Origin of the sequence: Priestia sp. SIMBA_032, from assembly GCF_046535215.1 — a bacterium.
Classification (GTDB): Bacteria; Bacillota; Bacilli; order Bacillales; family Bacillaceae_H; genus Priestia; species Priestia aryabhattai.
Window position 1 is genome coordinate 805,707 of the sequence record NZ_JAWRXD010000002.1, and the last position, 15,704, is coordinate 821,410.

Here is a 15,704-nt window from a genome sequence, read left to right on the forward strand (position 1 = left end):
ATGATAGATACAAGAAAATGGTTGTAGGGCTAGGGGGATACGATGAAAATTTTTCGAGAGTTATGGTGGTTTTTCAAACAGGAAAAAAAGTCTTACATAACGGGGGTAGCGCTGCTCATTATTGTGGCAGCATTAGAACTTCTCCCGCCTAAAATTATTGGTTTAACGGTAGATGGCATTAAAGAAGGGACGCTGAATGGAAAGCGCTTAATGCAGATGGTTGGCATTTTGCTAGGAGCTGCTGTTGTGGCCTATTTCACAAGGTACATATGGCGTATTATGATATTTGGTTCATCTGTTAAACTAGCCAAGCAGCTGAGAAATACCCTCTACACTCATTTTACCAAGATGAATCAAGCCTTTTATCAACGGCGGCGAATTGGGGATTTGATGGCTCATGCAACAAACGATATTCAAGCTATTCAACAAACTGCAGGTTCGGGCGTTTTGACACTCGTGGATTCCATTGTCACAGGAGGGCTTGTTCTATGCACAATGGCCCTTACAATCAGCTGGAAACTAACGCTTATTTGCCTTATTCCTATGCCGCTTATGGCCGTTTTAACAAGTTACTATGGTACATTGCTTCATGCGCGGTTTCATCACGCACAAGCAGCATTTTCTACTTTAAATGATAAGGTTCAAGAAAGCATTAGCGGAATTAAAGTCATTAAGACGTTTGGGGAAGAAGCAGCTGATGTCGAAGAATTTCGCATTAAGTCTGCAGATGTTGTCCAAAAGAATATGAAAGTAGCCCGAGTAGATGCATTGTTTGATCCGACCATTTCGATTATTGTAGCATTTTCTTTTTTACTTGCTCTTATTTTTGGCAGCAAGATGGTTATTAATGAAGAGTTAACACTGGGGCAGCTTGTTACCTTTACAACTTATTTGGGCCTTCTTATTTGGCCGATGCTCGCGTTTGGCTGGCTATTTAACATTGTGGAACGAGGAAGAGCATCATATGACAGGGTATTTTCTTTATTAAGAGAAGAAAATTCGATTGAAGAAGCAGCGCATCCTAGTGCTGAAATGCCAACAGGAAGTATTGAAGCTGTTATTCATAGGTTTTCGTATGGTAAAGAAGATGAATATACGTTAAACGAAATTTATTTTACACTTTTTCGCGGTCAAACGTTAGGTATTGTCGGAAAGACGGGGGCTGGGAAAACCACGCTTTTAAAGCTGTTGCTTCGTGAATTTGATGTAAGAGACGGAGCTGTTTTATGGGGAGGAAAAGACATTAAAGACTATGCTTTTGATTCATTGTACAAAAGCATTGGATATGTTCCTCAAGATCACTTTTTGTTTTCAACAGCAGTTGCTGATAATATCGCTTTTGGAAAAAGAGAAGCAAGCAACCAAGAAATCCAAGAAGCGGCTCAAGTTGCAAATGTACATAGAGACATCCTCGATTTTACAGATGGCTATCAAACAATAGTAGGTGAAAAAGGCGTTTCGTTATCTGGTGGACAAAAACAGCGGATCTCGATTGCAAGAGCTCTTCTATTAGATCCTGAGCTTTTAATTTTAGACGACTCGCTATCAGCGGTAGATGGAAAAACGGAAGCGGGTATTTTACAAGGGCTAAAGCAAAAACGTCAAAATCGAACAACGATTATTACAGCGCATCGGCTGAGCTCGGTTACTCATGCAGACCTGATTCTTGTCCTTGATAAAGGGAAAATTATTCAACGAGGAACTCATGAAGAACTTCTTAGCGTGAGCGGCTGGTACCAGGATATGTACGATAGACAGCAGCTTGAACGTGCGGTAGAAGAAGGAGAGACGAAAAATGAAAATTGAGCATTCTTTGGTACATAAACGTCTGTTTCGCTATACAATTCCGCATAAAAAATCATTTTTTTTAGCGTTCACACTATTATTAATTGCTACGGCTGCTGATTTATTAGGGCCCATTTTGATTAAAATTTTCATTGACGATTATTTAACTCCTAAGTATTTGCCTCTTCAGCCTCTTGTGTGGCTTGCAAGCAGTTATTTGTTTTTACAGCTTTTAAAAATTGTCGTTCAATACTTTCAGCTTCTGCAGTTTCAAAAAATTGCGCTTCAAATTATTCAGCAGATTCGAATTGACGTTTTTTCTCATGTTCATCGTTTGGCGCTTCGTTTTTTTGACAACACGCCAACGGGAAGCCTGGTTTCTCGAATTACAAATGATACGGAAGCTATGAAAGAAATGTTTGTGGAAGTCATCGCGGTTTTTATTCAAAATGGGGTATTTTTGGTCGGTATTTTTATAGCCATGTTTATGCTAGATGTGAAGCTGGCTTTTTATTGTTTAATTCTTCTCCCATTTATTTGGGGACTTATGAAGCTTTATCAGCATTACAGCGCTATTTACTACGGACAGCTCCGAGAAAAGCTAAGTCAGTTAAATGCGAAGCTTCATGAGTCTTTGCAAGGCATGTCCATTATTCAATTATTTCGTCAAGAAAAGCGGCTTCGCTCGGAATTTGAAGAAATTAATGATGAGCATTACAAAGCCGGCATGCGCAATATTAAGTTAGATGGTTTGCTGCTGAGGCCTGCTGTCGAAATTCTTTATATTTTAGCCGTTATTCTTGTGCTCAGTTATTTTGGTATTTCCGTAGCTGACAGTCCTGTTAAAATTGGGGTTCTTTACGCGTTTATCAACTATTTGGATCGTTTTTTTGAGCCTGTTAATGAAATGATGCAGCGTCTTTCTATGTATCAGCAAGCGATGGTATCAGCCTCCCGGGTATTTGATTTGATGGATGAGGAAGAAAAAAATCCAGTGATGACAGGAGAACAAAAGCAGGGGGTACAAAAAGGAACGGTAGAATTCAGAAACGTAACGTTTTCCTATGACGGTGTTCGAGATGTGCTTTCTGATATATCATTTACGGTACACGAAGGAGAAACAGTGGCTTTAGTAGGCCATACTGGAAGCGGGAAAAGCTCCATCATTAATTTATTGATGCGTTTTTATGAGCAGCAAAAAGGAGACATTTTGATCGATAATAAGCCGCTGTCGTCCTTTTCAAATAAACAGCTTCGAGATCAGGTAGGGCTGGTGCTGCAAGATGCCTTTTTATTTGCCGATACCGTAAAGCGAAATATTACGCTGCATGAAGACCATTTTTCTGATGAACAAGTAAAAGCAGCGGCGAAATTTGTGCAAGCTCACGCATTTATCGAAGCTCTTCCTAATAAATATAACGAAGTGCTAGTGGAAAGAGGCTCAACTTTATCAAGCGGTCAGCGTCAGCTCTTAGCATTTGCAAGAACGGTGATTCGAAACCCTAAAATCCTTATTCTTGATGAAGCAACAGCCCATATTGATACAGAAACGGAAGAAGCGATTCAAGAAGTGTTAAGAGATATGGGAAAAGGCCGCACAACGATTGCGATTGTTCATCGTTTATCAACTATTCAACACGCCGACTGTATTTTAGTATTGCATAAAGGGAAAATCGTTGAAAAAGGAACGCACGCTGAACTGCTAGATAAAGGCGGTTTGTACTATAATATGTATCAGCTGCAGCACAGTGAAAAAGAGGAAAATTTCAATAAAGAAACAGGAGTAAAAGAGATTTATACAGAATTGATAGAGTGAAGGCAAAAAAAGAAACAACCTTCATGAAGAGGATGTTTCTGTTGTTTGGGCAGGGAATTCATTGTAAACGTTTAATAAATGATCTAATTCTTGACTATGTTTAATAGCAGGTGGAGAGTTTAATCCACTTACTCGGACTATGCGGATGAGTTCTTCTCGTTTCTTTTCAATCGCTAATAGAATATCTTTTTTGGCCAATGCTATGTATCCCTTCTAACAAGTCGTTTACCTAATTATACAAGATAATGGTACTATTTGAAAGAAGTGAGATAAGACAATTTGGTTACAAAATGGTAACGAAAAAGAACAAAAAGAACAAAAAAAGGGAAGTGGGAAATATGGGAGATTTAAATTTGTTTTTGGCATTTGGCGCGGGCTTTTTATCGTTTATTTCACCCTGCTGTTTGCCTTTGTACCCAGCTTTTTTATCGTACATAACGGGAGTATCAGTTAGCGAGCTAAAGGAAGGCGCTAAGTCACATCAGCGCAAAGCTTTTATTCACACAGCTTTCTTTCTGCTGGGATTTTCTATCATTTTTATTATGATTGGTTTTGCGACGTCCTTTATTGGTCAGTGGTTTTTTAACTATAAGGATTTGATCCGGCAGATTGGCGCTATTCTTATTATTTTCTTTGGTCTAGTTGTACTAGGGATTTTTAAGCCTCGAATTCTTATGCAAGAACATAAGCTTAGATTCGCAAATAAGCCGGCTGGTCTCTTAGGTTCTTCTTTCATAGGCATGGCTTTTGCTGCGGGCTGGACTCCCTGCACGGGCCCTATTTTAGTGTCGGTTATGGCGCTTGCAGCGACAAACCCAGGCTCTGGCCTTTTGTATATGATAGCTTATTCACTTGGATTTTCTATTCCATTTTTTATTATGACGTTTTTTATTGGGAAAATGAACTGGTTAAAAAAACATATGAATTCCATGATGAAAGTTGGCGGATATGCAATGATTGGCATGGGGTTTATTTTATATTTTGACTGGATGACAAAAATTATTATTTATACAACGAGCGTATTTGGAGGGTTTACGGGCTTTTAAAAAGGGAAGATGATACAAAAAAGAATCTGAGAATTGGCAGATTCTTTTTATTTTTCAAAAGACAAAATAGTTACTTTCGCTCTTAGGAAATATCCAAGAATATGGTGTGAAAAAATATATAGAAAAAATTTTTTTTTACTATATCTTCTATAAATACGGAGTGATACAATGAAATCGTCATATTTTTAATTGTTAAAAAGAGGTGTATAAATTGAAAGATATTTTGTTAATCTTGCTTTTGCAACTGATCTATGTACCGATCTTGACGCTGCGCACAATTTTTTTAGTCAAAGGTATGAGTATGTATGCCTCGGTTTTTGGATTTGTTGAAGCGTTAATTTATGTATTCGGCTTATCCCTTGTATTTTCAGGAGATCAAAGCACGCTTGCTATGGTTGTATATGCAGTTGGGTTTGGAGTGGGAATTATCCTTGGAAGTTATATCGAATCTAGGCTTGCTATCGGATATACAACATTCTTAGTTAACCTTATGACCAAAAATGAAGAGTTAATTAACCGCCTCCGACAGGAAGGTTTTGGTGTTACTGTTTACCAAGGTGAAGGAAGAGACAGTGCACGCTATAGATTAGACATTTTAACAAAACGAAGTAGAGAAGAAGAGCTATTAGCATTAATTGAAGAATATGAGCCTCGTGCTTTCATTATTTCATACGAGCCGCGTAAATTTAAAGGCGGGTTCTTACTAAAAGCAATGAAAAAGCAAAAACAAAAACAAAAGCAAAAAGCAAAAGCAGATATTAGCTCTACTAAATAAAAACAGAAGAGATCCTCTTCTGTTTTTTTTGTTGCACTTTTACTTCTGATGTTTTTTGGATTATAATATAAGTAAACACTAAACTATAGTAAAGGAAGGATTTCATTGGTTATTGCTTCAACACTTGTCGCAATTTTTATGGCTTCTTTCATATTAGTTGTTCGAATGAAAGCAGCTGATAAACCAACGAATGCAAAAAAAATTATACTTCCGCCTTTTTTTATGAGTACGGGAGCATTAATGTTTATCTTTCCAATGTTTCGAGTAACGGGTGCAGAACTGCTTGAGGCGTTAATAGCAGGCATGATCTTCTCAATCCTGTTAATTAAAACGTCTAAATTTGAAATTCGTGACGATCATATTTACTTGAAGCGTTCAAAAGCTTTTGCATTCATTATTATTGGTTTGCTTATTATTCGAATTGCAATGAAAATATATTTAAGTTCTTCAATTGATGTTGGCCAGCTTGGCGGTATGTTCTGGATTTTAGCATTTGGTATGATTGTACCTTGGCGCATTGCGATGTACACATCGTACAAAAAGCTCGAACGAAAGCTGCACAATGATCGTCTTGGGAATACAACGATATTAAACTAAAAAAGGTGGCTACGCAGCCACCTTTTTTGATTTAAAATAAATGCTGATAGGGGACGGCATCTATTTTTTGCTTTTTTAATGTTTTTAATAAAAATTTATGATCACGTTTAGGCGTAGCTAAAATGTATCCACGTACGATTAAGTCTTCCGTTATAGAGGCTGCTTGTTCCTCAATTGCAAGTTCCCCAATTTTTCCAGCGATTTTTTGTTTGGCTACATCGCGAAATAGTTCAGGTACTGGTTCAACAAGAACGTTTAATAGCTGCTTTTGATCCGCTGACCAAAGGTGAATGGTTTTGGAAAGATAGTGATCTTGCCAATCGAGTTCAGACATGCCGTCTTCTTTTGGTAAGCGCTTTAAAAATTTTCTGAACATAAAAAATCCGCCGATAGCAAACATGCTCATTAAAAAAACAACCCAAAATAAAATAACCCATAAAAACCAGCCCTCTAGCATATTTTTCACTCCTTTACAAAGAGATTAATCATAACATTACTATATTTATACATTTATTATAAAAGCCTTGTTCCTTTGATGGCAATATAAAATTCCTGCACTTTATATGAGGATAAAGTCCTTTTTGACTTACCGATAAGTTCATAATGACTTATTAAAGAATGAAATATCGTTAGAATTATCTAAAAATGCTTATTTTTCAACTTTTTAAAAGTTGGCACGTTTTTTGCATATAAACTAATTGAAGAATTATTTAATATGAGAGGAAGATAAAAAATGAGTCAAACTTTTAGCAAAGTAGCAACAAATTTACCGGGAGAAAATGCAAAGCAATTATTAGATAGAAGACACCGTGCCATTCCGAAAGGTGTAAGTTATGGCATTCCGACATTTGCTGATACAGCTGAAGGGGCGATCGTTAAAGATGTCGATGGCAATACGTTTATTGATTTCGTAGGCGCAATTGGCACAATCAATGTAGGGCACAGTCATCCAAAAGTAAAAGAAGCGCTTCATAAGCAAGTAGACCGTTTTATTCACACAGGATTTAATGTAATGATGTATGAGTCATATGTAGAGCTTGCAGAAAGATTAGCAGCGATTGCACCTGGTGAATTTGACAAGAAAGTATTACTTTTAAATAGCGGAGCAGAAGCTGTAGAAAATGCAGTGAAAATTGCTCGTAAATATACAAAGCGTCAAGGAATTATTTCATTTAACCGAGGTTTCCACGGCCGTACATTAATGACAATGACAATGACAAGTAAAGTAAAGCCATATAAATATGAATTTGGACCGTTTGCTCCTGAAGTATACAAAGCTCCATATCCTTATGAGTATCGCCGCCCACAAGGCTTATCAGTTGAAGCATACGAAGAGTTTATGATTACTGAATTCAAAAACTTCTTAAATACAGAAGTAGCACCAGAAACGATTGCAGCTGTTGTAATGGAGCCAATTCAAGGCGAAGGTGGTTTCATTGTTCCAGGTAAACGCTTTGTGCAAGAAGTGTATCAACTATGTAAAGAACACGGAATTTTATTTGTATCAGATGAAATTCAAGCGGGTTTTGCACGTACAGGCCGTTATTTCGGTATTGAACATTTTGACGTTGAGCCGGATTTAATTACGGTATCTAAATCACTAGGAGCTGGCGTTCCGATTAGCGGTGTCATTGGTCGTGCTGAAATCATGGATGAATCTAATCCTGGTGAGCTTGGCGGAACGTACTGCGGAAGCCCTCTTGGATGTGAAGCGGCTTTAGCCGTACTTGATATCATTGAAGAAGAAAAGCTAAATGAACGCGGTGAGTACCTTGGAAAAGTAGTAACATCACGATTTGAAAAATTAGCAGAAAAATATGACTGTATCGGTGATATCCGCGGATTAGGAGCTATGTCTGCTATCGAGCTTGTGAAAGACCGCGAAACAAAAGAAGCGGACAAGGAGCTTACACAGCGTATCGTAAAAGAAGCAAACAAGCGTGGATTATTACTGCTTAGCGCAGGAGTATTTGGAAACGTTCTTCGTATCTTAATGCCGATTGTTATTACAGATGAGCAGCTAGAAGAAGGCTTAGCTATTTTTGAAGCAGCACTAGAAGCAAGCGTACAGCAAACGGTTGAAGTGTAAGAGAAATTGAGACATGAGTGAAGAGAGAACTCTTCACTCATTCTTCATGAATCACAAAGAATGGGTATGTTTGGACACTCTATTTATAGATTTTTCATTTTCTGATAAAATAAAATAATAATTATTTTTTGACGAAAAGGTGATTCAAATGACCATTCATAAAAAGCATATTCAGCAAATTAACGACGAACTTTACGATATATTTGAGTCATCATTTGATGAAATCTTTGTAACTGATGCAAATGGATATGTATTAGTTGTAAATTCAGAGTGTGAAAAAAATTATGCTTTGAAAGTGGAAGATTTTATTGGAAAGCACGTAAAAGAACTGCAGGAAATGGGGATCTTTTATCCTTCGGCCACGTTAAAGGTGATTGAATCTAATCAAGCAATTGAATTGGTTCAAAAAACAAACTCAGGCCGATATCTTCATGTGCGGACAAGGCCAGTATTTACCAATGATGGGCAATTGAAAAGCGTTATTAGCTATTCTCGAGATCTCACAGATTTAATGGAATTAAAACGAAAAGTGGAAGAGATGGAAGAACAGCTTGAAAACTATAAAAAAGAGTTAAACGAATCCGTCGATTTAGAAGGCATCGTGACAAAAAGCGAAGCGATGAAAAAAGTTTTTTCGACCATTCAACGAGTTGCTTCTGTAAATACAACCGTTCTTTTACTTGGAGAAACAGGGGTAGGAAAAAGCAGAGTAGCAAAACTGCTTCACCAGCTTAGTACAAGAAAACAGCAGCCTTATCATGAGCTTAATTGTGCAGCGCTTCCTGAACAGCTTATTGAATCAGAGCTATTTGGCTATGAAGGCGGTACGTTCACTGGAGCATTTCGAGAAGGGAAAAAAGGGATCATTGAGCTTTCGAACGAAGGCACGCTTTTTCTAGATGAGATTGGTGAACTTTCTCTTTCAGCACAAAGTAAGTTGCTCCACGTGCTGCAAGACCGTACAATTCGTCCCGTGGGTTCAACAAGAGCAGTATTAATAGACGTACGAATTATTGCTGCTACGAATCAAAATCTGGAGCAAATGGTCGAAGAAGGAAAGTTTAGACGTGATTTGTACTATCGACTTAACGTGGTGCCCATTACGATTCCACCTTTACGAGAGCGAAAAGAAGATATTCTGCCTCTTGTCTATCAGTTTCTTCATCATTTCAATACGGTATATGAACGTAATGTACGCTTATCACCAAAGGCATTAGATGCATTTTTAGGGCAGGAATGGAAAGGAAACGTTCGCGAAGTGGAAAATATCATTGAGCGTCTGGTTGTTACAGGAGAAGAAATGATTACGCTTAAAGACTTGCCATTTGCAAAAGAGTTTGCTATCGATCAACCTGTGCATACGCTTCCTGAAATGATTGAACATGTGGAAAAAGAAATGGTCATCAAGGCGTTTGAACAGCATAGGTCATCTTACAAAGTAGCCGAACAGCTTGGTATTAGTCAATCACAAGCGAGCCGTAAAATTCGAAAATACGTGTCAGACAGTACCGAACAGTAGGTAGATAAATTTAAGCAGGGAGTGAAGAAATATGAAGCAAGCAAACTTATATATTAACGGAGAATTTGTTTCAGCAAACGATACATACGAAGTGGTAAATCCAGCAACAAATGAAGTAGTAGCTACTGTTGCAAAAGGCGGAGAAAAAGAAGCAAAGCTAGCAGCAGATGCTGCTTATGAAGCGTTTCAAACATGGTCTAAAAAAACAGCAGAAGAGCGCGGTAAATTATTATTTAAATGGCATCAGCTGATCGAAGAACACACGGATGAATTGGCTGAAATCATGACAGTCGAGCAAGGTAAGCCTCTTAAAGAAGCAAAAGGTGAAATTGGCTATGCCAACGGATTCGTTTCATGGTACGCAGAAGAGGGAAAACGCATTTACGGAGAAACAATTCCAGCTTCTTCTCCTAATAAACGATTATTTGCTCATAAGCAGCCTGTGGGAGTTATGGCAGCTATTACACCTTGGAACTTCCCGGCAGCTATGATTACGCGTAAAGTAGCCCCAGCTTTAGCAGCTGGATGTACAGCGGTTATCAAACCGGCAGAACAAACGCCACTAACGGCTCTTCGTCTAGCAGAACTGGCGCAGGAAGCAGGTATTCCAAAAGGCGTAATCAATGTCGTTACGGGAGATGCAAAAGCAATTGGAGAAGCGTGGCTTCAAGATGGACGCGTACGCAAACTATCGTTTACAGGCTCTACAGAAGTAGGAAAACTGTTAATGCGCGGAGCAGCTGATACGGTTAAAAAAGTGTCTTTAGAATTAGGAGGACACGCTCCGTTTATCGTAACGGCAAATGCTGATTTAGATAAAGCAGTAACAAATGCAATTGCTTCTAAATTCCGTAACGCTGGTCAAACATGCGTATGTACAAACCGCATCTACGTGCACGAGTCTATTGCTAAACCGTTCGCAGAGCAGTTTGCAGCGGCTGTTAGTCAGCTGAAAGTCGGAAACGGCTTAGAAGAAGGTACGGATATCGGACCTTTAATCGATGAAAAAGCGTTAGAAAAAGTAAAGCGCCACTTAGATGATGTTGTAGCAAAGGGTGGAAATGTCTTAACTGGAGGGGCTGTACGCGAAGAGGGAAGCGGGCTTTTTGTTGAGCCTACGGTTGTAGATGGTGCAACGGACGACATGCTTTGTATGTACGAAGAAACATTCGGACCAATTGCTCCAATTGCGACGTATCAAACAGAAGAAGAAGTTATTCGCCGTGCAAATAACTCGCCTTACGGATTAGCAGCTTATGTGTTCACTGAAAATATTTCAGAAGCTATTCGTATTGCTGAAGCTTTAGAATATGGTATTGTAGGGCTAAATGATGGACTACCTTCTACACCACAAGCGCCGTTTGGCGGCTTTAAAGAAAGTGGACTTGGACGTGAAGGCGGACATTATGGAATTGAAGAATATTTAGAAGTAAAATACATTTCTTTAGGCTTTTAATAAAAAGTGATTTCGCTTTCCTGCGAAATCACTTTTTTAGTAATAGTACACGTGGGGAATTTGTGCATGGATTGATTGAAAATTCATGAATAAAAAACAAAACTCCTCAAGAGTACAGCATTCAAGGTCTTCGCAATCGTGAGAATTAAAAAAATCTTCTAGTATAGTTGGCTCGGCGTCTTTAAATAACCAGTGGTGTTCAACATCTTCAAATTTGCCTCGATAAACCTCGCTCAGTCCATAGAAGTCAAATATATCTTCCAACTGCTTTTGGTGCATAGCCATCCCTCCTCTTCTTAGTATAAGAAAAAGAAAGAGATATTAAACAAGCCGTCATACTACTTTGTTTTTTTTATAAAATCTCGTATAGTTAATAGTAATGACAAGCAAAGGAGTTTCGGCATGTTTACATATATCACGTTATTTGGTTTTCTTGGATTCGCTGTGTATTCGAGTACGTGGATTTATTCCATTGTCAAAAAAGATGGAAGAGCAAAGAAAAATGGAAAGGGTACTCTTATTAGTTTTCTTGTGATGCTTATCGGGTTAGTCGGTATGCAGTTTACGTAACTATAGATTATTTTGACATTTTTACCACCTTCACTTATAGTTAACGTTGGGCGAACATATGTATGATTTTGGTCACGATGCTTGCCTTAAGTTGAAAAAGAAAGAAGGTGGCATATTTGAGATATCACACACATATTGCAACATCGATTGCTGCCGGTGCCGGTGTGGCTATAACAGGGGACGCTTCGTTTACATTTCCTTATGTTGTAGGCATTGCGATTGGAGCGCTGCTTCCTGATATTGATGAACCAAATTCATATATTGGTAGAAGATCTCTTGGTCTCGCAAAAGTCATTAAATCTATTTTTGGACACCGAGGTATTACGCATTCTATTCTTGCAAGTGGACTTATTTTTTATTTACATACGATGTATAACAACGATTTTACATTAGGAATAGCCTATGGATACGCTTTTCATATTCTTGGAGATTTCTTTTCTAAACGAGGGGTACCTTTTTTCTCTCCTCTTAGCAAGAAGAAGTTTAAGCCTCCTTTAACATATGAAACAGGTGGTGGAGCAGAGACTCTCATCTTTTACCTGGCAGTGATAGGAAGTTTTTATATGCTTTATAAGTATCAGCTGTACACCCAGCTGTTTTAAAGAAAGAGGCCATCTGAGTAAATCAGATGGCTTCTTTTACACTTCTACCACATAAAGTTCAGGCGTTTTCATAGGCAGGGTAATGGTAATGCTTGTGCCGTCATTTTCTTCACTCGATACGTGGAAAAAACCATTATGCTCATTAATAATTTTGTTACAAATGGTTAGTCCCAGGCCTACTCCTCGCTCTTTTGTTGTATAAAAAGGCTCTCCTATATGAGGGATACGCTTTGAGTCAATTCCACATCCGTTATCTTTTATCACAATACATAGCGTTTCTCTAGCCGATTTTTCAATCGATACAGCCAGCTTGCCGCCGCTTTCCATCGAATCAATGGCATTTTGTATAATATGAATAAATGCTTGGGTTAGCTGTGTTTTTTGCCCACTAATGAGCAGGGGATGTTCTTTTGGATAATGGCGAATGATGTGGATATTTTTGACTTCGGTAACCGGTTCAAATTGCTTTAATACCTCATCTAGCAAGTCTGTCATAACAAGGCTTTCTGTATATGCGTACTCTCGTTTAGCTAAACTCATAAATTCTGCGATAATATGTTCAATTTGTGAGAGTTCATGCTGAATGAGATCTCGATAAATCATTGTTTTTTTCGGCTGCTGTGTCTCACTGAACAGTTGTACAAACCCTTTAATGGTTGTCAAAGGATTTCTAACCTCGTGTGCGATACTTGCAGCAAGGTGACCAATGACAGAGAGTTTTTCTGAATTCTGAATCTTTTTCTCTGCTTGTCTTTTCTCTGTTACGTCTCGTGAGACAAATACAAATCCTTCGATTTCTCCAGTAGCTGTGACAATTGGAGCGCCTTTACATTCTAATAAAACGATGGTGCCATTCACGTGAAACTTTCGGTATTCAAATGTGGAGGCACCTTTTGTTTTGCTCATGTTAGCTAAAATAGTCGAGATTAGGTGTTTGTCTTCAGGATACGCGTTGATAAGCACATGTTGTCCAATAAGTTCATCAGGATAAACCCCTAATGTTTTAGCGTAAGAAGGAGAAGCGTATTCATAAATGCCATCTTCAGTAATAGCACATACTAAATCATGGGTATGAGATAAAATAGCTTGATGCTTTGGTTCATTGTCATCCGTCATGATTCGATCTTTTAATGGATAAAAAAGCTGATCTTCTTGGTTGGTGAAGGCGTGCCGAACTTGAGTGCCGCACATTCTGCAAAAATTATAATTTTCTTTATAGTTACAAGAAGGACAAACGGGCATCGAATCACTCCAATCAGATCTATGCAATGAGAGAGTTCCCAAGCATATATAATCATTATTATATATTCAAATTATAGGAAAAAATATGAAAAATCAAATGTGCTATAGAGAGGGGGATTGGGCTTGAAAACCCTATAAATAGATTTCAAATACATGTTTTTAGTTGCAAATAGATGTAAAATGGAATTTTTTACACATTTAAAAAATTCAGCATATCAAATAAGAGGCTTGATTTACCTCTTATTTGATATGCTGATAATGCTCTAGCGCTCGCTCTCTAGCTGCTTTATGATCGACAATTGGAGTCGGATATGTTTTATTAAGTGTAACGTTTGCTTTTTCTAATACGTCTGCTGGGGCCTCCCAAGGTTTATGAATATAAGAAGAAGGAATATCTTTAAGCTCTGGAAGCCACCTTTTAATATATTCTCCTTCTTTATCAAATTTTTCTGATTGAGTAATTGGATTAAAAATACGAAAATATGGCGCGGCGTCTGCTCCCGAGCCTGCAACCCACTGCCAGCCCATTGTGTTGTTAGCTAAATCTGCGTCTACTAAGGTATCAAAAAACCAATTTGCTCCGTTTTTCCAATGAATTAAAAGGTGCTTTACTAAAAAGGAAGCAGCTACCATTCGAACTCGATTGTGCATAAAACCTGTTTCCCACAGCTCCCGCATTCCGGCATCGACAAGGGGATAGCCGGTTTTTCCATTTTTCCAAGCTTGAAGCTCTTCATTGCCGTCAGCCCACTGAAATTGCTTGAATTTTTCATTAAGCGGTTCACTTGTAGTGTGTGGGAAATGATAAAGCAGCTGATAAGCAAAATCTCTCCATACAAGTTGACGAATAAACATTTCAGCTTGATGTTCAAAAGCATCGGAGCGTACTTTTTCTGCTTTATTTCTTAAATAATGAAAAAGGACTCGAGCTGAGAGCTGTCCTGAAGCAAAATAAGGAGATAGAAATGAATTTAATGCTTCAGCGGGAAAATCTCGTCCTTTTTCATAGTGAAGCAGCTTATTCTTTAAAAACGTTTTGAAGGCATTAACAGCGCCTTTTTCCGTAGCTTCCCACGTCGACTTAATCGTTTCATCCCACGGTATGCTTGGAAGCAAATCGAGATCTGAGACCGAAAGAGATTCAATTGGTTTAGAGAAGGCCTGTATGGAAGTAACTTTTTTTACAGCAGAAGATACGGAATGTTTTTGAGAAGCTTTATAATAAGCTGTAAATACTTTATAAGGGTCTCCATTTTCTTTTGTGATTTTCCAAGGTTCGTGAAGGAGAAATCCCTCAAATGTGCGAATATTTATTTGTTGCTCTGAAAAAAAAGCTTGAAGCTCTTTATCTCTTTTTAGCGAACGTGGTTCATAGCGTCTGTTCCAATAAATATCTTGTGCATTCGTTTCATGGAGTAATTTTTGCAACACATCTTTAGGGTTTCCTTTTCGTACAATCAACGTTCCTTCTATTTTTTCGATCGAGGTTTTAAAGTCATTCAGCGCATGGTGAAGCCACCATTTACTTGCACTTCCCATTGAGCTTTCTTCATGGTCGTCATGGATATAAACAGGTACAACCATTCCTTCTTTAGCTGCGTGAAATAGAGCTGGGTTATCAACCAGCCGAAAATCTTTTCGAATCCATACGATAATGGTTTTATTCATCATGTGCCACCTTTCTATCTGCAATTTGCCTCGATTATAGCTTTTTTCTTATACGTTCTACAATTTTGAATGTGTAGAAGGCCTATTTTCTTATGGACGAATTTCAGATTGATGGTAAAAAGAATAACGTAAACAGAGTAAGAGAATGGGAAGGAGCCCTTAAAAATGAGAAATTCGTATGGAATGAAACAAACCGGACAACCGATATCCAATCCATATATGCAAGCAGCACCTAAGCCTGCTAAAATGCCACCTATGCCTTCTGCAAAAGAAATGCAGGCAATGCCGATGCAAGAAGGCGCAAATCAAATGCCGATGTACGGAGAAATGCCCCCTATGAAAGATGGAATGCCATCGATGCATGGGGGAATGAGTCAAATGCCAACTATGCAAAAAGACATGCAGCAAATGCCAATGTATGGAGAGCTACCTCAAATGCACGGAGGAATGGACCAGATGCCGATGCAAGGAGGAATGCCGCCAATGCACGGAGGAATGGACCAGATGCCGATGCAAGGAGGAATGCCGCCAATGCACGG

Annotated in this window: 15 protein-coding genes and 1 pseudogene; 11 read left to right on the forward strand and 5 right to left on the reverse strand. The window is 38.4% G+C overall.

The window, feature by feature from the left end; genetic code table 11:
* Nucleotides 1-42 precede the first annotated feature (42 nt).
* Entirely contained in the window at nucleotides 43-1,806 is a 1,764-nt protein-coding gene (locus tag SB717_RS10035) for an ABC transporter transmembrane domain-containing protein (RefSeq protein ID WP_410903641.1), read from the forward strand.
* Nucleotides 1,796-3,601, forward strand: a complete 1,806-nt coding sequence (locus tag SB717_RS10040; RefSeq protein WP_410903642.1) for an ABC transporter ATP-binding protein — start codon at nucleotides 1,796-1,798, stop codon at nucleotides 3,599-3,601. Before SB717_RS10035 ends, SB717_RS10040 begins: the two co-directional genes overlap by 11 nt.
* Nucleotides 3,602-3,622: 21 nt before the next feature.
* Here SB717_RS10040 and SB717_RS10045 read toward each other — a convergent pair whose 3' ends face one another.
* Nucleotides 3,623-3,799 (reverse strand): Spo0E family sporulation regulatory protein-aspartic acid phosphatase, encoded by a 177-nt coding sequence (locus tag SB717_RS10045; protein WP_410903643.1) that lies wholly within the window; start codon nucleotides 3,797-3,799, stop codon nucleotides 3,623-3,625.
* Nucleotides 3,800-3,939: 140 nt separating this feature from the next.
* On the opposite strand from SB717_RS10045, the gene SB717_RS10050 reads away from it, so the two are divergent.
* From SB717_RS10050 to SB717_RS10060, 3 genes are all read left to right on the forward strand, one after another.
* Entirely contained in the window at nucleotides 3,940-4,647 is a 708-nt protein-coding gene (locus tag SB717_RS10050) for a cytochrome c biogenesis CcdA family protein (RefSeq protein WP_045290019.1), read from the forward strand.
* 211 nt (nucleotides 4,648-4,858) lie between these two features.
* Nucleotides 4,859-5,422 carry a DUF2179 domain-containing protein gene (locus tag SB717_RS10055; RefSeq protein WP_074677167.1) on the forward strand — a complete coding sequence of 188 codons (564 nt, stop codon included), beginning with the start codon at nucleotides 4,859-4,861 and terminating at the stop codon, nucleotides 5,420-5,422.
* Nucleotides 5,423-5,527: 105 nt separating this feature from the next.
* Nucleotides 5,528-6,019 carry a CcdC family protein gene (locus SB717_RS10060; RefSeq protein ID WP_013084715.1) on the forward strand — a complete coding sequence of 164 codons (492 nt, stop codon included), beginning with the start codon at nucleotides 5,528-5,530 and terminating at the stop codon, nucleotides 6,017-6,019.
* 31 nt (nucleotides 6,020-6,050) lie between these two features.
* On the opposite strand, the gene SB717_RS10065 is transcribed toward SB717_RS10060, so the two are convergent.
* Nucleotides 6,051-6,476 (reverse strand): DUF2621 domain-containing protein, encoded by a 426-nt coding sequence (locus SB717_RS10065; RefSeq protein ID WP_074677165.1) that lies wholly within the window; start codon nucleotides 6,474-6,476, stop codon nucleotides 6,051-6,053.
* A 276-nt stretch (nucleotides 6,477-6,752) separates the two neighbouring features.
* On the opposite strand from SB717_RS10065, the gene gabT reads away from it, so the two are divergent.
* The 3 genes from gabT to SB717_RS10080 all read left to right on the forward strand — a co-directional run bounded on the left by gabT (nucleotide 6,753) and on the right by SB717_RS10080 (nucleotide 11,083).
* Complete coding sequence (gabT, locus tag SB717_RS10070; protein ID WP_074677163.1) at nucleotides 6,753-8,108, forward strand: 4-aminobutyrate--2-oxoglutarate transaminase; 1,356 nt, start codon at nucleotides 6,753-6,755, stop codon at nucleotides 8,106-8,108.
* 148 nt (nucleotides 8,109-8,256) lie between these two features.
* Nucleotides 8,257-9,627 (forward strand): sigma-54 interaction domain-containing protein, encoded by a 1,371-nt coding sequence (locus tag SB717_RS10075; RefSeq protein WP_410903644.1) that lies wholly within the window; start codon nucleotides 8,257-8,259, stop codon nucleotides 9,625-9,627.
* A gap of 31 nt (nucleotides 9,628-9,658) precedes the next feature.
* Nucleotides 9,659-11,083, forward strand: a complete 1,425-nt coding sequence (locus SB717_RS10080; RefSeq protein WP_047930751.1) for an NAD-dependent succinate-semialdehyde dehydrogenase — start codon at nucleotides 9,659-9,661, stop codon at nucleotides 11,081-11,083.
* A gap of 36 nt (nucleotides 11,084-11,119) precedes the next feature.
* Here SB717_RS10080 and SB717_RS10085 read toward each other — a convergent pair whose 3' ends face one another.
* The gene (locus tag SB717_RS10085) at nucleotides 11,120-11,362 is read right to left on the reverse strand and encodes a hypothetical protein (RefSeq protein ID WP_016765337.1); all 243 of its coding nucleotides are present in this window, start codon (nucleotides 11,360-11,362) and stop codon (nucleotides 11,120-11,122) included.
* A gap of 123 nt (nucleotides 11,363-11,485) precedes the next feature.
* On the opposite strand from SB717_RS10085, the gene SB717_RS10090 reads away from it, so the two are divergent.
* Both SB717_RS10090 and SB717_RS10095 read left to right on the forward strand, forming a co-directional pair.
* Nucleotides 11,486-11,653 carry a hypothetical protein gene (locus SB717_RS10090; RefSeq protein WP_165573659.1) on the forward strand — a complete coding sequence of 56 codons (168 nt, stop codon included), beginning with the start codon at nucleotides 11,486-11,488 and terminating at the stop codon, nucleotides 11,651-11,653.
* Between the two features lie 107 nt (nucleotides 11,654-11,760).
* Nucleotides 11,761-12,255 carry a metal-dependent hydrolase gene (locus tag SB717_RS10095; RefSeq protein WP_228459494.1) on the forward strand — a complete coding sequence of 165 codons (495 nt, stop codon included), beginning with the start codon at nucleotides 11,761-11,763 and terminating at the stop codon, nucleotides 12,253-12,255.
* Between the two features lie 36 nt (nucleotides 12,256-12,291).
* Here SB717_RS10095 and SB717_RS10100 read toward each other — a convergent pair whose 3' ends face one another.
* Nucleotides 12,292-13,524, reverse strand: coding sequence for an ATP-binding protein (locus SB717_RS10100; protein ID WP_410903645.1), 1,233 nt, complete (start codon nucleotides 13,522-13,524; stop codon nucleotides 12,292-12,294).
* A 213-nt stretch (nucleotides 13,525-13,737) separates the two neighbouring features.
* Complete coding sequence (locus tag SB717_RS10105) at nucleotides 13,738-15,165, reverse strand: cryptochrome/photolyase family protein (RefSeq protein ID WP_410903646.1); 1,428 nt, start codon at nucleotides 15,163-15,165, stop codon at nucleotides 13,738-13,740.
* 165 nt (nucleotides 15,166-15,330) lie between these two features.
* Between SB717_RS10105 and SB717_RS10110 the strand changes: the two are divergent.
* A pseudogene (locus SB717_RS10110) lies at nucleotides 15,331-15,704 on the forward strand (hypothetical protein); the annotation flags it as partial.

Bases quoted from the DNA above. Each gene is read 5' to 3' on its own strand.
- SB717_RS10040 (WP_410903642.1), top strand. From the start codon at position 1,796: ATGAAAATTGAGCATTCTTTGGTACATAAACGTCTGTTTCGCTATACA.
- SB717_RS10085 (WP_016765337.1), bottom strand. From the start codon at position 11,362: ATGCACCAAAAGCAGTTGGAAGATATATTTGACTTCTATGGACTGAGC.
- SB717_RS10090 (WP_165573659.1), top strand. From the start codon at position 11,486: ATGTTTACATATATCACGTTATTTGGTTTTCTTGGATTCGCTGTGTAT.
- SB717_RS10035 (WP_410903641.1), top strand. From the start codon at position 43: ATGAAAATTTTTCGAGAGTTATGGTGGTTTTTCAAACAGGAAAAAAAG.
- SB717_RS10050 (WP_045290019.1), top strand. From the start codon at position 3,940: ATGGGAGATTTAAATTTGTTTTTGGCATTTGGCGCGGGCTTTTTATCG.
- gabT (WP_074677163.1), top strand. From the start codon at position 6,753: ATGAGTCAAACTTTTAGCAAAGTAGCAACAAATTTACCGGGAGAAAAT.
- SB717_RS10065 (WP_074677165.1), bottom strand. From the start codon at position 6,476: ATGCTAGAGGGCTGGTTTTTATGGGTTATTTTATTTTGGGTTGTTTTT.
- SB717_RS10080 (WP_047930751.1), top strand. From the start codon at position 9,659: ATGAAGCAAGCAAACTTATATATTAACGGAGAATTTGTTTCAGCAAAC.
- SB717_RS10075 (WP_410903644.1), top strand. From the start codon at position 8,257: ATGACCATTCATAAAAAGCATATTCAGCAAATTAACGACGAACTTTAC.
- SB717_RS10105 (WP_410903646.1), bottom strand. From the start codon at position 15,165: ATGAATAAAACCATTATCGTATGGATTCGAAAAGATTTTCGGCTGGTT.